The sequence below is a fragment of the Legionella cherrii genome (assembly GCF_900635815.1).
GTDB lineage: Bacteria > Pseudomonadota > Gammaproteobacteria > Legionellales > Legionellaceae > Legionella > Legionella cherrii.
Genome location: NZ_LR134173.1, coordinates 144,251 through 161,474, shown reverse-complemented (window position 1 = coordinate 161,474; position 17,224 = coordinate 144,251). Strand labels below are relative to the sequence as shown.

Here is a 17,224-nt window from a genome sequence, read left to right as displayed (position 1 = left end):
TTCTCTCATCATTCGTGGATGACAGGGATAGTAAACAGGCTGCAGGTTAAATTTACTCGTCTTTTTTTTTTATGTATTATCGCTTTTAGACCATTGGAAGTCGTTTAAAAAAAGGAAGAATACCTTGAATAATTTTTTTTGGATCTCTTGTGGCGCGATCATTGGTGCGAATTTGCGTTATTTAGTGAACCGTTTTTCCGTCAAATATTTATCTGCAGGTATTCCTTTTGGAACATTTATTGTTAATCTTACTGGAAGTTTTATCCTTGGTTTTTTTATGACCTGGACTTTAGAGCGGGTAGAGGTTGATCCAAGATGGCGCTTGTTTATTGCAGTTGGATTTTGTGGCGGTTATACAACATTTTCAAGTTTCAGTTATGAAAGCTATGTGTTGTTGGAACAAAGTGATTACGCCCTTGCTGCACTAAATATTATTTGTAATAATGTTTTATCACTAGCAGCAGCTATTGCGGGCGTAGTGCTCGCTCGGACAATCTAATATGAATCATGTAAAAGTTTCTATTTATATTAACGAAGGAGATAAATGGCAACATCGTCCCCTACATCTTGAACTTTTAAGTATGCTGGATAAACAGGGAATTGCTGGAGGAACTGTGTTGCGCGCAATTGCCGGATTTACCTTAAAAAGCCCTGTTGTATCAACCTCATTGGTTGATATAGGTAGCAATCTTCCTTTAGTAGTGCAATTCGTTGATACACCGGAAAATGTGGATGCGGTATTACCTCAAGTGAAAGAAATGGTTGGGAAACGTCTCATTATTCGTGAGCCTGTAGAAGTCGTGAATGGCTTTTATCCTGTTTCTTAATCGCCCGTAAAAAAAGCCTATCAATCGATTAAATTGGATGCTGAGTCTCTTTTAAAGCAGGGCATTCATTTGAGTGTATTTATCCTTCTTTACTCGATTTATTGTAAAAAATCTATTTATATACTATTATTATCTATAAATAGAGGTAATAGCATGAATCATTTACATTTAGCACCGTTTAATACATCACAAGATTTAAGTGAAGACGTTTTGAAACGTAATACTCAGAACGTCATTGCCCTTTTTAAGCATTGGCAATTAAAAAATGAAGAAGAGTGTGAATTGTTAGGCGGCATAAGCCCTGCACAACTTGCTAAATTTAAGAAGGGAACGGCTCATATATCGGGTAGGGATACAATGGAGCGAGTGGGCAATCTTTTAGGGATTCATAAAAATTTGAGAATACTCTATCCATACAATCGAGAATTAGTCTATCAATGGATAAAAGGAAGAAATCAAAAGCTGCATAATCTACGCCCTTTGGATGTGATGCTGGAGCAAGGTTATATTGGCATTGCTCAAATAAGACGACTCACTGATTTTCTGCGAGGCCAGTAAACGTGTCTTTATTTGATACTGTCAGGGAATATTCACAAGATATTTTTAGAAATATAAGAGGAATCAAAGTATCTCAAGATTTATTTGATGATCTCAGTGATGATCCCCTAAATTGGGACGCAGCAAATACAATAGAAAGTCATACTCATCCCGTACTGACCCACCAATCTTTAATTCAACGTGCATTTGATTACAGTAAAAATGATTTTATTGATTATCCATTTGAAAACATAACAAGCTCTCGTTATAGCGATGGTTCAATGGCTTGCTGGTATGGTTCGGAAACATTAAATACCACGATTTATGAAACACGATATCATTTTGTTCAGGAAATTAAAGATTCCTGGGATATTTTTCAAAACCAAGAGACCGTCATCATTGATAGGAGAGTGGCGAAAATATATTGTCAGGGTTTAGGGCTTGACCTTACTGCAAAAAAAGAAGAATTCCCCTGGTTAATTGATCCAGACAATTACACACAATGCCAAGAAATAGGGAGAAGAGTTGCTCAAGAGGGACATCCCTTGTTAATTGTTCCCTCAGCGAGACAGCCACAAGGAGTGAATCTCGTGGTTTTTAATCCGAATGTACTTTCTAATCCAAGGGAATTTTGCAGATTACAATATGTCTTTGATGTAAAAAAAAGGAAAATTCAATGCATTCGGGGAGAAAATGAAGTTCTACTTGAGCAAAGTGAGGTGGACATTTAAATCCTAAGTGAGAAAGCTCCTCTCCCCACTTGTGGGAGGGGCGTCATCCCGAGGATAGCGAGCGATTTCCATGCTGTAGCGCCGAGTTAGGATAGGCGAGTACTGGTTGCATTCGGGATGTCGGGAGTAAGGGGTGGTCATGAATCTAACGGCAAGCCCAAAATCGAGATATCGTAAAGCTATATACTGAAACCAATCCCAAAACCAGAAATAAAGCAAACATGTAATTTAAAGTCGTATAACGTAGAAGCAAGAAGTACAGCATTTCATTAATGATTCCCGCAGAAGCGGCTACCAAAAAAAAATGGGGTAAACTTAAAATTTTTTCATTATGCAGTCGAGAAAAAGTAAGGTATTTATGTCCTAAGAAACTGACATTAAAGGCAATTAAAAAGGCAAAAACATTGGCGGTGAGCGCTTGGATTTGCATGAAATTCACTAAATTGAATACAACAAAGAGGTGGATTAAAGCCGCAGAGCCACCTATTCCTGCAAAATAAATCAGTCGATGCCTTAATTTAAGTTGAGCTGTCATCAAAGCTGGATTCCTCATCAATAATGTAATGGGGTCTATGTTTGACCTCATCAAAAACACGTCCTATGTATTCCCCTACTACGCCCAAGGCAAAGAGTTGTAAGCCACCAAAAAAGGTAATAGTTGTGACTATGGTTGCCCAACCAGGAGTTTCTATACCGAATATCAGGGTACTGATAATAATCCAAATCCCATAAAATATTGCAAGGGTTGCAACGCTAATTCCACCAATAGCAATCATTCGTAATGGAAATGCAGTAAATGAAGTAATTCCTGTAATTGCCAAGTCCAAAAGAGAGTAAAAATTCCATTGAGAAGTACCTGTCTTTCGAGGTTGTACTTCAAAAGGAATAGCAACTTGTTTAAATCCAACCCAACTGTATAAGCCCTTCATAAAACGATTTCGCTCGGGTAATTTTTGTAGTGCTTTCACGATCTTGCGATCCAAAAGTCTGAAATCACCGGCATTTGCAGGGATATTAATCCGATTGATTCGTGATGTCAGTTGATAGAAGGCTTTGGCACAGGTTCTTTTTAGCCAAGATTCATTAGCACGGTTTTGACGTACAGCGTAGACCATGTCATAGCCTTCTTCCCATTTGGCTAGAAATTGGCTTAGAAGTTCCAGCGGATGTTGGAAGTCAGCATCCATTAGAATCACGGCATCGCCTTGAGCATAGTCAAGCCCGGCGCTAATGGCATTTTCTTTGCCAAAATTTCTACTAAAACGAATGCAGCGGAGCGGAAATTGTGTTCTTAATTGCTGAATTATTACTGGCGTATTGTCGTGGCTGCCATCATCCACAATAAGTATTTCATAAGCGTAACCCAGTTTTTTTAGGGTATCAGTTAATGCCGTAATAAATTCGGCTATCCCTGCTTCTTCATTGTAAACTGGAACAACATAGGAGACGCGTTTTGTATGATTTATTGGTTTGGACATGTTGGGTTTAATTGGTAAACGGCTGCTTTAATAAACGCTTATATTAACCCGAATTGAAAATTCTCGTAAGTGCATTTAAATTTTTTTTGTTAATAAGAAATAAGCTGATACTATGGGCATCCTATTTGTTATAGCGTTATGGACTTATGAAGTACATTGATTTTGACGAAATATGGGATACTGCGAAGCAACCTATTTTTCTGGATGAAAAAGTTGCTAAATTTTTATTTAAGCAAAAAGAGGACATCAACTTTTTTCCTTCACCGCTAGATAGTCTTGTGCCAATAAAATCAAAATCAAAATCAAAATTAAGTCTCTTTGAGAGTGAGCCCCAATTTTCTTTCAGCCACAGCCTAGTTCTCTCCGGTAAAAATCAATGGCATATTATTGCTAACGCCCACAAAGGGAAGGGCGGTTTTGGTTCGGTTAATGAATCAAAATATAAAATCGTGGTGACGCATGGCCCTAAAAAGAAGCAATATCAGGCGCAACTCATCCCTGTTAACGATGTGGTCAAAATACAAAGGCCATCGAAGGAAACCTCCTACGCAGAGCTATTGAAGAGGACCGAAAAAGAAGCATTAAGACAAAAAAAGCATGGGGTCAATGTTATTGGTGTTGTTGGGGCAAAAGACAGGGTCATTACCATCCTTGAAGACTGTGGGACTAGCCTGGATAAGCTATTGCCCTTTAGACCCAGCCACAACTATTCGTTTCAGTTTCGCTTGGAAGTCGCTGCCAGGATAGCCAGTGAAATGCTTTTATTACAACAAAAAGACGTGGTGCACCGCGATCTTAAGCCCGCTAACATTTGTTATAAGAAATTGTCTAATGGACAATTTCAGATCATTTTTATTGATTTTGGTTTGGCCGAAGAGATTGATTCAAAGAATAACCTAAAACGCTCAGGAACTCCTGCTTATATGGCCCCGGAAGTACTTCTTGGCGAGGGCAGCACTTATCAATCCGATATGTATGCTCTCGCTGCGATATTGGGCGAGATTTTTGGGGCTAAAAATATTTTAAAAAATAAAGAGTCGGCTGCAACGGTGTCCGAGTTAGCCTCAGCAACGTATTGTCTAGACGGTCTTTTTACTGGTTATGATGTATCCGAAATTGATCCTTATCTTTTAGAAGACATAAAAACATTACTCTATCGTTTACAAAGCAGAAAACCCACAGACCGCCCATTGATTGATGAAGTCAATAAATTCCTTATTACTCTCCCCGCTAGGATGGATGCCTATAAAAATTTTAGTGATAATTGGGCAAAGATGGTTGAATACTTTAAGGAATTTGAAGGCTATCATCAGAAAATGAACTTGTTAGTATCACAACATGAATTAGTCCCATTCGGAGTGAACCCACTTTATGAACATAACGCACTGAGTCATACATTTAATCGAGCGATGCTCGAAAAAAGGGCGGTTATTTATAAAGAAATTTCAAGATTTGCTTTACCTCAATCCCATTATGAATTGGCGAAAAGATTAATTAAAGAAAATCGAAGGGCTGATTTTGAAGATCAAGATAATCCGTATCCTAATGTGGAAAAAGTGATTTACATGTTACAGAAGGAAAATTTGAAATTTAAAAGAGCCATGGATAGTTTTAATGACTGCGTTTGGAGCATTGTAGAGGGCAAACAGCTAGCAAAGAAATTTATTAATACAAACAGCACGGGGATGAGAAAAATTGCCAGCATTTTGTGTTCTCAATTATCCCCTTTAGAGCAATTGGAACAATTGAAAAAAATTGGTCAGACAAAGATTGAACCAGGATTTTTTTACTTTTTCAGCCATTCCAGGATTTTTGGTAAGGGAAGGCATCAGAATATAGAGAAATTTTATCGAAAACTGGCACAAATTGATCCGGAAAAAGAGCAAACTGAATATTTTGCAAAAGAGCAATTGGATGAAATCGCTCAATTTATTCAAAGCACAACAACCTTTACGCATTAAGCAAGTAGGCGTTGTAGCCCTGTAGCAACTGTCTTAAATTTTTAATTCAAGACAGTTGCTACATTCTCTCACTAATGAGTTCGCTTTAAAAACGAGAGATTATAATGAAGACCCACACCACAAGTGCGTTAACAATCGTAATAAAAACCGCTGCTGAGCCCAGATCTTTGGCTTTTTTAGTTAAAGGGTTCCAGGCGCGATCAATTCGATTTAATGTAGTTTCTACCGCTGAATTCAATAATTCAGCTACCCAAACTATGAGTAAGGTACTAATTAATAAAGCTCGTTCAACCGATGTTTTTCCTATAAAAAACGCTGTAGGTATGGCAATAATGCCAACGTACACTTCAAGGCGGAAAGCAAACTCGTCTTGAAAGGCTGCTTTTAAGCCCGCAAAAGAATAAATGCTGGCTTCTTTTATTTTCAAAATGGCTTTAACTAGGAAATGAAACATTCAATTAATCCTACTACGTCGTTTAAATTTTTTTAGTTTGTCTGAGATCGCTGTACTTTTCAAATAGATATTCCATAATAAATTGCCTAAAAAAGTTTTTAGGTACTTAGACGGCACTTCCAAAAAATTTTACATGCAGTTCTTAGGGGTTGGGTATGGGGGAAGGTTATACAAGTTTGGTTGATTTACTGGAAAAAAAAGCAGAAAACAAACCAGATTTCCCACTCTATACGTTCATAGACAGAAAAATACAGGAAAACAAGAGTCTGACGTATCGTGAGTTGGCAGAGCAAGCAAGAAAAATAGCAAGTATTTTGTTTGAAGTAGCAAAACTTGGTGATCGTGTATTAATTATTTATCCACCGGGTTTGGATTTTGTGGCCGCTTTTTTTGGTTGTTTGTATGCCGGGACCATTGCTGTACCTTCTTATTCTCCGACTACCAAAGATTGGGCGGAAAAACTCCAACATATTATCAAAAACTCAGGGGCAGATGTTGTTTTAACCACTAAAGAGTTTGTGCAGCAAATCAAGAAACTAAAGGGTCAATATGGTAATTATGCAGCGATACGGTTTATCACCGTAGAAGATTGGATGAATGCAACGGATACATGGCATTCTCCTGCACTCACAGAAAACCACCTCGCTTTTTTACAATACACTTCAGGATCTACTGCAAAACCTAAAGGAGTCATGATCAGTCATGGTAATTTGCTGCATAATTTGTTTGTAATCAAAAAAGCAACTGAGCTGACTGAAGAAGATATTAGTGTTTCTTGGTTACCCCATTTTCATGATATGGGACTTATTGGGGGAATATTACAACCTGTTTTCAGTACAATTCCTGCCAAGCTTATGTCGCCATTGACTTTTTTACAACGTCCGGCAATTTGGTTAGAAACCATATCGCATTATCGGGCTACGGCAACGGTAGCCCCCAATTTTGCTTATGATTTATGTGCCAGCGAAATCACTGAAGAAGAAAAAAGTCGATTGGATTTAAGCAGCTTGCAATTTGTCATGAGCGGAGCAGAGCCAATTCGCAAGGCAACGATTGAGCGTTTTATTCAACGTTTTGCATCGTGTGGATTTTCGCCTGAGTTTTTTTATCCGTGTTACGGACTGGCCGAATCGACATTGATGGTTACAGGAGGAAGACGCAAGCAAGGAATAAGTAGTCAATGGGTCGATAAGAATGCATTAAATCAAGGCAAAGTAATTCATTGTGATGAAACACATCCTGATGCGCGTAGTTTGATAAACTGTGGGCAGACCATTGATCGTTGTACTCTAGCCATTGTTAATCCAGAGACATTACAAGAATGTCCCGAAAAAGTGGTTGGTGAAATCTGGGTGGCAGGGGCGAGTGTTGCCCAAGGTTACTGGCAAGCACCTGCGGAAACAAGCCGTTCTTTTAATGCGCGTATTGCGAATAGGGCGCTTTCTTTTTTACGCACAGGAGACTTGGGTTATCTGGATGAGGGGTCGCTGTATGTCACAGGACGTCTGAACGACCTGATTATTATTCGCGGATGTAATTATTACCCCCATGATTTAGAAGATACCGTTCATACATGCCACCCTCATTTGCGTGAGCATTGTTGTGCTATTTTTTCGATAGAAGAGCATGATCGTGAATTATTGGTGATTGTCCAAGAGATAAAAAAGAACGTTCAGGCACCGAACTTAGAAGAAATCATCAGAACTCTACGCAGCACCCTACTGGAAAAACATGGGATTGATGCCGATGTTGTCGCGCTTGTTGGTCGTAATTCAGTTCCTAAAACAACCAGTGGAAAAACGCAACGTTTGTTATGTAAGAAAAAATATTTGGACGAGGATTTAGATTTTCTCTGTATTGATAAGATTGTTTCGCATGAAGCAGAGGAACAGGTCAAGAAGCTTACAAGTTCAGAGATTACCCAGCGGCTCAACTCGATCTTTAATCGTGATCTTAGGGTCTTAGATAAAGAAAAAAAATTAAGTGAATTAGGATTGAATTCTGTGAAGCTGGCCCAGTTGCATGAGGCCCTTTCAACCCAATCGGGTAAAGACATATCCATTGAATTTTTACTTGCGGATCCTTGTCTGGGCGACATTTTAGACTTATTGGATACAGGAAAAACAGAAAAAAGGCTTGATCTGACTTCAGTTGATCTGGCCGCTGAGTTTCATCAATACAAACACCTCGTCCCGCACATCACGTGTTCGCCCAAACCCATGCCCCAACATGTATTAATAACCGGGGTGACAGGCTTTTTAGGAGCTTATTTACTGCGTGAGTTATTAACCCATACCAACTGGCGTATTACTTGCCTTGTTCAAGCGCATTCACTGGCTGCAGGAATGAGTCGCGTGATGAAAAACATGGAGGATTATGGTTTATGGGATTCAGTTTTTCATGAGCGAATTAAAGTGGTATTAGGTAATTTGGAAAAAAACAACTTAGGCCTTTTCAGACAAGATTGGGAATATTTGGCCGATACGGTCGATCTTATTATTCATGGGGCGGCAGTACTTAACTTTATCTATCCTTATCAAAAATTGATGGCGAGTAATGTCCTTGGCACGAAACAACTCATCAAATTAGCGGCTTATAAAAGGTTGAAGGCATTGCATTATATTTCCACTGTAGGTTATTTTATGTCCGCGGATTTGGCAGAGGATGTGGTGATAGGCGAACAAACGGAACTTACACCAGAAGACGGAATTTATGGCGGTTATAATCAAACAAAATGGTTGGCAGAGCGGTTGGTAGTTCATGCTCGAAGCTACAATATTCCAACGATAGTGTACCGACCGAGCCTGATCACTGGGGCAAGCCAAACGGGATACTGGAACCATGAAGATGTAGTATGTCGTATACTCAAAGGTTGTATCGAATTGGGAGCGAGGCCGACTCTTGATGTGGGCTTCAATTTTGTCCCTGTCGATTATGTTGCCAAGGCAATAACTCATTTCACCATGGAAAAACCCTATCAGGCTGATACGTATCACTTAATAAATTCGCACGAAGTCGAAGTAGCGCAATTATTTGGATGTATTCAAGCGAAAGGTTTTAAGATTAAGGAGGTTGCCTATCCTGCTTGGGAACAAATGATTCAAAACAATAGTAGCCATCTTAATCATTCATTTTCTCCTCTTCGCCCCTTTTTCACCGAAAAATTGGTCCAGAAAGACCGTTCATTATTCGATTTATATCTGCACAACAATAGAGCGAAAATTGATTGTACCTATACTAAAAATCAGTTAGCCAGTCATGGGATTCACTGCGAAAAAATAGATGCAACTCTATTTAATAAATACCTGGATTATTTGATTGATTGCGGTTACTTAACCCACTTAAGAGAAGAAGTCTTTGCAGAATAGGGGCTATCCCTATCAGCGCGCGACCTCCGCGATATAAACTGGTGCAGGGGGCTGGACTTGGGCCAAATGGGGGGCTTCTTTATGCTATAGTTCTACAGGGAGCTATTGATGAGGAAAAAGCATGACGCGCATTCATCAAATGACATCACTGCCTCATGATCAAGAGATTGTCTGTGAACGAGTAAAAGCCCATGGTTTTGGTTTATACGAGACGATGGGGGCTCGTCCAAGCCAAGAGGATGCAGCCTTTGCAAGTTGGTACACCCCAGATCATTTTAATTTGCTTACTCCCCAAGATATTGGTCGTCGTTTGTGGACCAGTTATCACCTGGTTAACCATTTAGGTTACTCTTTACCTGATGGTGGTAGCACGGCATCGACAACTGTGTACGATGGTCAAAGAACTTTAATCACCGCAACTTTAGCGGATTCTCTTTCTTTTGCCGTGGTTTATGACATACAGAAAAAATTGGCAGGAGTGATCCGTTTAAATAGTATCATTCACCATCCTAACGTTGAGTTAGAGCGTATTCAAAGAGCTGGTGGCGTCGTTTTTTTTGATCGCATCAACGGCCAATTGGCAGTATCACGAGCGCTAGGAGATTTTAATTTTAATGCTCAGGTCGTTTGTGCTGATGCGAGTATCGACATTAACCCACTTGATAAAATTTATGAACAACTGGAAATTCTGAAAGCAAAGGTAGGGAAGGTGCAAATCATTATGACGTGTGATGGTTTTACAGAACCTTTAGCTTCACAGACCCAGAAAGAGCATGAACATTGGCTTTTTAATTGTTTAAGCAAGGTACCGTTCGCCAGTCAGCAGCAGGAGCATCAACTGGCAAAAATGCTCGTTAATGAAGCGCTTGCATTGGGCTCAAGCGATAATGTGTCAATTGCCGTACAAACACTGTCTCAGTCTTCACCCTTTTTAATCGGAATTTACGATGGCCATGGTGGAAAAAGTGTCTCACATTATGCAGCGGAACATTTGGGTGATATTTTTGATTCTCAGTGTGTTCTATCTCAGGAAGCCTATACGCAACAATCAATGAGTGCTGATAAAAATTTCATTACCTATTACCGAGATAACAAGGATCATGAATGGTATGAGCCTTTAGCTGAAGCTGAAAAAAAGAAAAGACAGCTGAAGCGTTTTGGAACCAGTACGGTTCATGCACAATTGAAATTACTGCGAACCGAAACCGATATGTTTCTATCCAGGTCAGGTAAAACAAATACACGAGATGCTCAGAGTGTCAGTGCAGCGGTGCGCCGTTTTTGCGATTTTATCGATAATTTATATCGCCGCTATCTTGATTTGACCCTTAATGAACACGAATTTATTGAATGCATCACTTATCTTCTAAAAAACGATGTCATTGAGCGAAGTATCAATGAACGATTTTCATTTTTGTCTTTAGATTTTAAAGTATGTAAGCAACAGGTAAACATCATTACAAAGCAAGAACCAATAAAGCAAATTATGATGCACTTATTCTCATTTCTGTAAACATATTTCATGTTATCATGATATTTTTATGATTATATGGAGGATTATTGTGCAAGAGTTTTTATCGATCAGCATGCTGATTATGTTAGCTGCGATTTCTCCTGGACCTGATTTTGCCCTGGTGACTAAGAATTCTTTACTTTATTCCAGAAGAGCAGGAATTTATACGGCCCTGGGGGTTTCAGTAAGTCTCTTGATTCATGCAAGTTACTGTATTTTAGGATTGGCACTGGTTATTTCAAAATCATTGCTCGCATTTAGTATTATCAAATATTTGGGTGCAGCGTACCTGATTTATATTGGCATCAAAAGCTTGTTGGCCAAACGCGAAATGATGAAGCTGGAAGCCCATCATGCCACGCATTCGATTAAGGGTTTACAAGCCTTTAATCAAGGTTTGTTGTGTAATCTTTTAAATCCCAAAGCAATTATGTTTTTACTGGCATTTTTTACCTTAGTTGTAAAGCCTGGGCATTCCATTGCCGCTGAGTTAGGTTATGGGGTAGAAATCGCTTTAATTCACATGATGTGGTTTTCCTGCCTTTCTTATATGTTGACCCACCAGTATGTCAAAACCAACCTGAATCGTTTGCAATTTTATATTGTTAAAATCATGGGAGGATTACTCGTTGCTTTTGGAGTAAGAGTCGCCAGTTTGAGTCAAGCAGCAATGTTGCCGGTAGCATTAGCTGAGTAGATACTCTATCTCACAGTATGGGCTCTTTGCCCATACTATAAAGGCCCCAGATATAATTCATATTAACTGGTATCATTCTATTTCTTTCTTTCAGCCACCAATCAATTGAGACAATTCATTACCCTCTAGGACAATGGACATAATAATTTGTTAAGGAAAGATTTGTATAATAAATGCGCTTCAAGGATTAAAAGAAAGCAAATTCCTGCGGTTGCGATTTATGATCAGCACAATATGCTGGACTTTGGATATTCGAGTTGATTTCGATGTTCGGAACTCCCTGAGTCTTTCCCGATATGGCGCATTATTTGTTCAATTAAAGTTTATTAGAGGTCATCTCATGGTACATCAAAAAGCTACAATCAAAGAAAAGAAAACACACGGAGAAAGCGAAGTCTATAGTTTAGAGGTAAATGGCCTTTCTCCAAAAGATTGTGGAAATGGACAATATATGGTTATTCATGGATCCAGCAAACCCATTTATTTAGCAATTGCGTCAGCTAAAAATGATTCGTACATCAAGATTAGCCAAGTGTTGAAACAAGGGGCTAAAAATTGTCTTTCTGAAAGTCTAGTCGATTCAGATCTTGAAGTTGATGCACCCTGTGGCAATGAATTTAAGCCAACAGGGCAAAAAGTATTATTGATTTGTGCTGGTTCTGCAGAATCTGTCATGAGAAACATGTATAAAAATTTAACATCCGAAGGGAAAGAGGTTTCAATTATTTATTCTGCAAAACAGCTTGAAGATCTTCCATTTCCAAAGTTAATTTTGAAGCTCAATCAAGATGAACGACACTATATTTCATTTACAGCGGAACAAGGAAATCAGTTTAAATCAGGACGTATTTCAGAACATTTAAAGACAAAAGATATTGATCCTGAAACATCCATCTTTGTTTGTGGCCCGGTAGGCTTTGAAAATGATGTAGTTAATATATTACTTAGTAAATCCCATTCAGCACAAAATATTCATCTGAGTCATTGGGGCAAAATCATTCCTGTAGATTCCTCTTGCCTTGAACAAGGAGGTTTTAAAATTCCCCAGCAAAAATCTGAATCAGAACACCAACAACAAGCAACACCAACAACAGAATATAGTCTATAGGCTAGAGTGCTGAAATGGACTCCCTCTCGCCATTAAGTTAAGACCCCCCTTCTCCCCGCATGAAGAAGAGGTGCCCGAGCCCTCTACCCCCTATCCGAATGGCAGAGGGGCTTCTTAAGTTAATGCCAGTAACCTTAAGCCTTTTCACAAGGTGGACGGAAATAATTGTTCCTAAGCTTGCGCTAAAGTATGGGATTTGTGCCCGGACTACAAAAGATTTGTCTGCTCCTTGCTTCGCAAAAGCGACGGGCTTTTTTCCTGATGCTCTGAACGCAAAATCGCAATGAGCGTGAGGCAGGCACAAACCATTAGGTAGATGGCCGGTGCTTCCGGTGCTCTGAAGATATAAATCAGTTGCGTAAAAGCAAGAGGTGCAATACCTCCAAATAATGCAATACCGAGACTATAACTAAATCCAACTCCAGAGTAACGTAAATGAGCTGGGAATGATTCGCTAATCAGAACTACATAGCTGCCATTGATCATCGCTCCAAATAAAGCAAAACAAAAAGTGAAAATCCAAACAAAGGATTCCCCCCAATGACTTAACCCATAAAAAAGTGGATAAGACGATAAAATCAAAAGTACGGCTCCGAGCTTCAGTAATTTTTTACGATTGAAGCGATCGGATAAACCTCCAAAGACCGCAGTGAGAACGGCAAAACTTAAAAAGCTGACTAAATTAATCAAGTAGGTGTGCGTTATTGCGAGTTTGACTATAGACCTAAGATAGGCCGGCAAATACAAAAAAAGTGAAATAATGCTGGAAGCGACGGCAGTGAGTAAAAATGCATGGAATAATTTTTCCCAAGATAAAGTCCAGAGGCCCCGAAATGGCTGAAGATGTAATTGTTTTTCTTTTGCCATGGCAAGAAAAACAGGGGTTTCAATTGAGCGTTTGCGAATGATATAGCTGATAATCCCTAAGCCAAATCCGATGACAAAAGGAATGCGCCAGCCCCATGAGATCATTTGTTCTTGGTTTAATAGTGATGTCAGAATAAATCCCACTAATGCGCCCAGACTATTACCAAGGGTAATGCACATAAATACAAGACCAATAGCTAATCCACGTTGATCCCGTGGAACGTGTTCCAGCGTAAATACTGCCGCTCCAGGAATTTCACCCCCCACAGAGAATCCTTGAACCAACCGTAAAAAAATGAGGATAATGGGGGCGGCCATACCAATGGATTGATAATTAGGTAAACATCCCATCAGCAGTGTTGCCGTTGCCATCATAAAAACAGCTAACGAAAAAGCAGATTTTCGACCATATTTATCACCTAAATGTCCAAATACCATACCGCCAATGGGGCGTGCTAAATAGCCCAGGGCAAAGACCGCAAAAGTATTAATCAAGCGAATTAGCGTATCAGTGTTGTTGAAAAAATTCTGGCTAATGTAGGAAGCAAAGAGTGCATAAATCGTAAAATCATAAAATTCTAATGCACCACCAAGTGCAGTAAGACTCACAATTTTATACTGTTCTTTATTCATGAGTTCTTATCCTGAGTTACGTCTTCGATAAATTCTTTAAGTAATTGATTAAATAGATCCGCTTGATCCAGCATTGTTGCATGTCCTGCATTAAAAAGGGTATGTATTTGGTTGCGCCAAAGATTTTTAAATTGCAGCTCATTCCGCACGTAATCATAATTAATCGCGATATCTTTTTCTCCGGCTACTACTGCAATTGGTTTGTCCCATTCAGCAATAATCTGACACTGATTTTGCCCCACTCCGTTGATAATCGATTGAGGATAAAGAAACCGTGCTCCTTCATCTGTAGCAAGTATTGCATCAACCAAAAACTCTTTTGCTCTACTGCCGTCATAACCCGATACTTTTGCAAGTAACTTTGCTTCATCTCGGCTCAGGTCCTTTTTACCAAAACAGGCCATAATTTCAGGCTCAAGTTCTTTAAACCCTTTTTGGATCCCTTGAAGTGATATCTCAAAAGGTGGTGTTCCCGTTATGAATATTCCAGCCAATTGGGGTACCTTGGATGTCATTTCCAAAGCAACATGCCCTCCAAGTGACCAACCAATGACAATCAATTGCTTCAGTGCTAATTGTTGAACTACCTCGACAACCACTTCTGCAAAACCAGGAAAACTATAGGTTCTTGTAGGATCAACCGGCGGTTCACTTTCACCATAACCCGGCAAATCGAGAGCAATTCGATGATAGGATTTAAAAATATCCGCATTCATTTGTTGGGCGAAAAATTTTTTATTGGTGCAGTGACCATGAAGAAACAACAAAGATACCGGCTTTTCTGGATTCTCTTCCCATATTGAAAGAGTGCCGAAAGAGGTTTGCATTACACTGTTCTCTGAGTTGACGATGAAAACTATGATAGCATGTTTTACAATAGAGACTCTTTTTTTACAGGAAGGCATTAAAAAGAATACAATAGATTTTTTGAATTACCATCAAAGCGTTTTTTGCTCCCCAATATACAGTCATAGATCATGACACTTTTTTTTCAATTTGGGGCTGAAATCAAACCTGTGCGATTTTTTTGAACTAATATTGATACTAAGTGAGTACTGACTTACGGTGCTTGATTATGGACATTAGGGATAATTGGGGCAGCAACACGCGGATGCCTTTGCTTTTTATAGGCCATGGCTGTCCTATGCATGCAATTCAAAACAATAAATTTACCTCGAGTTTACATGCATTAGGTAATAAAATCCCTCAACCAAAGGCAATCGTATGCATTTCAGCTCACTGGCTCACCGAAGGTTCTTGGGTTACCCATATGCCAAATCCCAAAACGATACATGATTTTTATGGGTTTCCTAAAAAACTGTTCAATATTTCATATCCAGCCCCTGGTTCCCCTGAGACGGGAGAACTGATTCAAACCATTGTGACAAGGACAGCAATTCATTTAGATGACGGGCAATGGGGATTGGATCATGGAACCTGGTCGGTGATGCGACATGTATATCCTCGTGCGAATATTCCTATCGTGCAACTGAGTATCGCCATAGAGCAACCCGGGGAATTTCATTATCAAATCGGTCAGCAATTACAAGGGTTACGTGAACAAGGCATTCTTATAGTCAGTAGTGGCAACCTGGTACATAACCTTTCTAAGATTAGTTGGGAATGCAAATCAAGGCCCTATGATTGGGCAGTAGAGTATGATGAATGGCTCAAGGAAAAGCTAATCACTCGGGATTTTAACGCTTTGATCAATCATTATGATAAGACCGAGGCAGGTCAATTGAGTGTCCCTACAACGGATCATTATTATCCATTGCTCTATATTTTAGGTGCAACACGAAATGAAGATGAATTGGTTTTCATTTATGAGGGTATTGAGAACAGTTCGATATCCATGCGTACGTTTTTTTGGGGATAAAGTACCCTCTTAATAAGGTTGGCAAATACAAAGCCTACCTGCTAAGGGCAAGCAGCAGCTGAGGGGAACATAGATAATCAGCCCGCACTGATTGAGAAATTACACGATTAATACTTAACTTTTTTATCTAATTAACCAATAATAAATAAATCGTATTAAAAGGAATTATAAATGCAATCTCAAATGGACAACCCTCATATTCAATTAGCGATTATGTCTCGGTGGTATGTGGTTTCACGGGCATTACATGCCATCGCCAAATTAGGTATCGCGAATCATCTTGCATTGGGACCTAAAAAGATTGATGAGTTGGCCAAACTCACGGAAAGCAAGCCCGAATTGCTGGATAGGGTTTTAAAATTTTTAACAAGTTATGATTTATTTAAATACGATAATGGCTTTTATTCGTTAACTGAATTATCTAAACCGCTTCGGGATGATGACCCTCACTCAATGCGTGATGTATTGTGTATGGTTGATGATGTTTGGTGGCAAGCTTTTTCTCAGTTAGATGCCAGCCTTAAGACAGGGACACCTGCGTTTGAACTGCAACATGGAGATGATTTTTTTAGTTTTCTTAGCCAACACCCAGAGAAACAGCAAAATTTTGATCGAGGGATGGCGAAATTATCTTCTTATGATGAAACAGCTATCAGCCGAGCATTTAATTTTTCGATTTTTTCCAGCATTGTCGATATGGGGGGAGGCCGAGGAGGACTTTTGAAAGCAATCACCAGCCAATATCCTGAGTTAACAGCGATTCTTTTTGATACGCCGGCCGTGATTGGTCAATTGGATCGCAAGAGCTTTTCCAAACAAGTTACCCTTCAAGAAGGGGATTTTTTTGCGACAATACCCCAAGCAGATGCTTATGTGTTTAAGGGGGTTTTGCATGATTTTAATGATGAATTGATGCACAAAATCTTAAAGAACTGCGCACAACAAATGCCGAAAAATGCAACCTTGTTTATTGCAGAGCAAGTCATGCCCGATGACACTAAGCCACACCCAAATAAAACGATGGATCTGGTGATGATGGTCTTATTAGGAGGACGGCAACGTACCTTATCCGAATGGCAAAAATCAATTGAACCCACGGGGTTTACTTTTAAAAACAGTTATCCTACGAATAGTTTATTTACTTTAATGGAATTTAAACCCAAATAGTTTG

General features: G+C 39.3%; 16 protein-coding genes. 11 read left to right on the top strand and 5 right to left on the bottom strand.

Annotated elements, in window-relative coordinates; genetic code table 11:
* Nucleotides 1-124: 124 nt before the first annotated feature.
* From crcB to EL022_RS00690, 4 genes are all read left to right on the top strand, one after another.
* A complete protein-coding gene (gene crcB / locus EL022_RS00705; protein WP_028380822.1) occupies nucleotides 125-499 on the top strand; it encodes a fluoride efflux transporter CrcB in 375 nt (124 codons plus the stop codon).
* Nucleotide 500: 1 nt separating this feature from the next.
* Entirely contained in the window at nucleotides 501-827 is a 327-nt protein-coding gene (locus EL022_RS00700) for a DUF190 domain-containing protein (RefSeq protein ID WP_028380823.1), read from the top strand.
* A gap of 153 nt (nucleotides 828-980) precedes the next feature.
* Nucleotides 981-1,385 (top strand): hypothetical protein, encoded by a 405-nt coding sequence (locus tag EL022_RS00695; protein WP_028380824.1) that lies wholly within the window; start codon nucleotides 981-983, stop codon nucleotides 1,383-1,385.
* A gap of 2 nt (nucleotides 1,386-1,387) precedes the next feature.
* Nucleotides 1,388-2,095 carry an RES family NAD+ phosphorylase gene (locus tag EL022_RS00690; RefSeq protein ID WP_028380825.1) on the top strand — a complete coding sequence of 236 codons (708 nt, stop codon included), beginning with the start codon at nucleotides 1,388-1,390 and terminating at the stop codon, nucleotides 2,093-2,095.
* 145 nt (nucleotides 2,096-2,240) lie between these two features.
* Here EL022_RS00690 and EL022_RS00685 read toward each other — a convergent pair whose 3' ends face one another.
* Nucleotides 2,241-2,630 (bottom strand): GtrA family protein, encoded by a 390-nt coding sequence (locus tag EL022_RS00685; protein ID WP_028380826.1) that lies wholly within the window; start codon nucleotides 2,628-2,630, stop codon nucleotides 2,241-2,243.
* Nucleotides 2,614-3,573 (bottom strand): glycosyltransferase family 2 protein, encoded by a 960-nt coding sequence (locus EL022_RS00680; protein ID WP_028380827.1) that lies wholly within the window; start codon nucleotides 3,571-3,573, stop codon nucleotides 2,614-2,616. Before EL022_RS00680 ends, EL022_RS00685 begins: the two co-directional genes overlap by 17 nt.
* 146 nt (nucleotides 3,574-3,719) lie before the next feature.
* Between EL022_RS00680 and EL022_RS00675 the strand changes: the two genes are divergently transcribed.
* Nucleotides 3,720-5,534: a protein kinase domain-containing protein gene (locus EL022_RS00675; protein ID WP_028380828.1), complete on the top strand. Its 1,815-nt coding sequence runs from the start codon at nucleotides 3,720-3,722 to the stop codon at nucleotides 5,532-5,534.
* Nucleotides 5,535-5,619: 85 nt separating this feature from the next.
* On the opposite strand, the gene EL022_RS00670 is transcribed toward EL022_RS00675, so the two are convergent.
* Nucleotides 5,620-5,988, bottom strand: a complete 369-nt coding sequence (locus EL022_RS00670; protein WP_028380829.1) for a diacylglycerol kinase — start codon at nucleotides 5,986-5,988, stop codon at nucleotides 5,620-5,622.
* Between the two features lie 155 nt (nucleotides 5,989-6,143).
* Between EL022_RS00670 and EL022_RS00665 the strand changes: the two genes are divergently transcribed.
* The 4 genes from EL022_RS00665 (at nucleotide 6,144) to EL022_RS00650 (ending at nucleotide 12,674) form a co-directional block, all read left to right on the top strand.
* A complete protein-coding gene (locus EL022_RS00665; RefSeq protein WP_028380830.1) occupies nucleotides 6,144-9,356 on the top strand; it encodes a thioester reductase domain-containing protein in 3,213 nt (1,070 codons plus the stop codon).
* Between the two features lie 121 nt (nucleotides 9,357-9,477).
* Entirely contained in the window at nucleotides 9,478-10,869 is a 1,392-nt protein-coding gene (locus EL022_RS00660; protein WP_028380831.1) for a PP2C family serine/threonine-protein phosphatase, read from the top strand.
* A gap of 49 nt (nucleotides 10,870-10,918) precedes the next feature.
* Nucleotides 10,919-11,566, top strand: a complete 648-nt coding sequence (locus tag EL022_RS00655; protein ID WP_028380832.1) for a LysE family transporter — start codon at nucleotides 10,919-10,921, stop codon at nucleotides 11,564-11,566.
* A gap of 220 nt (nucleotides 11,567-11,786) precedes the next feature.
* The gene (locus EL022_RS00650; protein WP_028380833.1) at nucleotides 11,787-12,674 is read left to right on the top strand and encodes a ferredoxin reductase domain-containing protein; all 888 of its coding nucleotides are present in this window, start codon (nucleotides 11,787-11,789) and stop codon (nucleotides 12,672-12,674) included.
* A 207-nt stretch (nucleotides 12,675-12,881) separates the two neighbouring features.
* Here EL022_RS00650 and EL022_RS00645 read toward each other — a convergent pair whose 3' ends face one another.
* Nucleotides 12,882-14,174, bottom strand: coding sequence for an MFS transporter (locus EL022_RS00645; protein WP_051544434.1), 1,293 nt, complete (start codon nucleotides 14,172-14,174; stop codon nucleotides 12,882-12,884).
* The gene (locus EL022_RS00640) at nucleotides 14,171-15,001 is read right to left on the bottom strand and encodes an alpha/beta fold hydrolase (RefSeq protein ID WP_028380834.1); all 831 of its coding nucleotides are present in this window, start codon (nucleotides 14,999-15,001) and stop codon (nucleotides 14,171-14,173) included. The genes EL022_RS00645 and EL022_RS00640 overlap by 4 nt, the downstream gene beginning before the upstream one ends.
* Nucleotides 15,002-15,249: 248 nt before the next feature.
* Between EL022_RS00640 and ygiD the strand changes: the two genes are divergently transcribed.
* Both ygiD and EL022_RS00630 read left to right on the top strand, forming a co-directional pair.
* Nucleotides 15,250-16,053, top strand: a complete 804-nt coding sequence (gene ygiD, locus EL022_RS00635) for a 4,5-DOPA-extradiol-dioxygenase (RefSeq protein ID WP_035900724.1) — start codon at nucleotides 15,250-15,252, stop codon at nucleotides 16,051-16,053.
* 171 nt (nucleotides 16,054-16,224) lie between these two features.
* Nucleotides 16,225-17,220, top strand: coding sequence for a methyltransferase (locus EL022_RS00630; protein ID WP_028380836.1), 996 nt, complete (start codon nucleotides 16,225-16,227; stop codon nucleotides 17,218-17,220).
* The last annotated feature ends 4 nt before the right edge of the window (nucleotides 17,221-17,224 follow it).

Bases quoted from the DNA above. Each gene is read 5' to 3' on its own strand.
- EL022_RS00700 (WP_028380823.1), top strand. From the start codon at position 501: ATGAATCATGTAAAAGTTTCTATTTATATTAACGAAGGAGATAAATGG.
- EL022_RS00695 (WP_028380824.1), top strand. From the start codon at position 981: ATGAATCATTTACATTTAGCACCGTTTAATACATCACAAGATTTAAGT.
- EL022_RS00685 (WP_028380826.1), bottom strand. From the start codon at position 2,630: ATGACAGCTCAACTTAAATTAAGGCATCGACTGATTTATTTTGCAGGA.
- EL022_RS00680 (WP_028380827.1), bottom strand. From the start codon at position 3,573: ATGTCCAAACCAATAAATCATACAAAACGCGTCTCCTATGTTGTTCCA.
- EL022_RS00675 (WP_028380828.1), top strand. From the start codon at position 3,720: ATGAAGTACATTGATTTTGACGAAATATGGGATACTGCGAAGCAACCT.
- EL022_RS00670 (WP_028380829.1), bottom strand. From the start codon at position 5,988: ATGTTTCATTTCCTAGTTAAAGCCATTTTGAAAATAAAAGAAGCCAGC.
- EL022_RS00665 (WP_028380830.1), top strand. From the start codon at position 6,144: ATGGGGGAAGGTTATACAAGTTTGGTTGATTTACTGGAAAAAAAAGCA.
- EL022_RS00660 (WP_028380831.1), top strand. From the start codon at position 9,478: ATGACGCGCATTCATCAAATGACATCACTGCCTCATGATCAAGAGATT.
- EL022_RS00650 (WP_028380833.1), top strand. From the start codon at position 11,787: ATGATCAGCACAATATGCTGGACTTTGGATATTCGAGTTGATTTCGAT.
- EL022_RS00645 (WP_051544434.1), bottom strand. From the start codon at position 14,174: ATGAATAAAGAACAGTATAAAATTGTGAGTCTTACTGCACTTGGTGGT.
- EL022_RS00640 (WP_028380834.1), bottom strand. From the start codon at position 15,001: ATGCAAACCTCTTTCGGCACTCTTTCAATATGGGAAGAGAATCCAGAA.
- ygiD (WP_035900724.1), top strand. From the start codon at position 15,250: ATGGACATTAGGGATAATTGGGGCAGCAACACGCGGATGCCTTTGCTT.
- EL022_RS00630 (WP_028380836.1), top strand. From the start codon at position 16,225: ATGCAATCTCAAATGGACAACCCTCATATTCAATTAGCGATTATGTCT.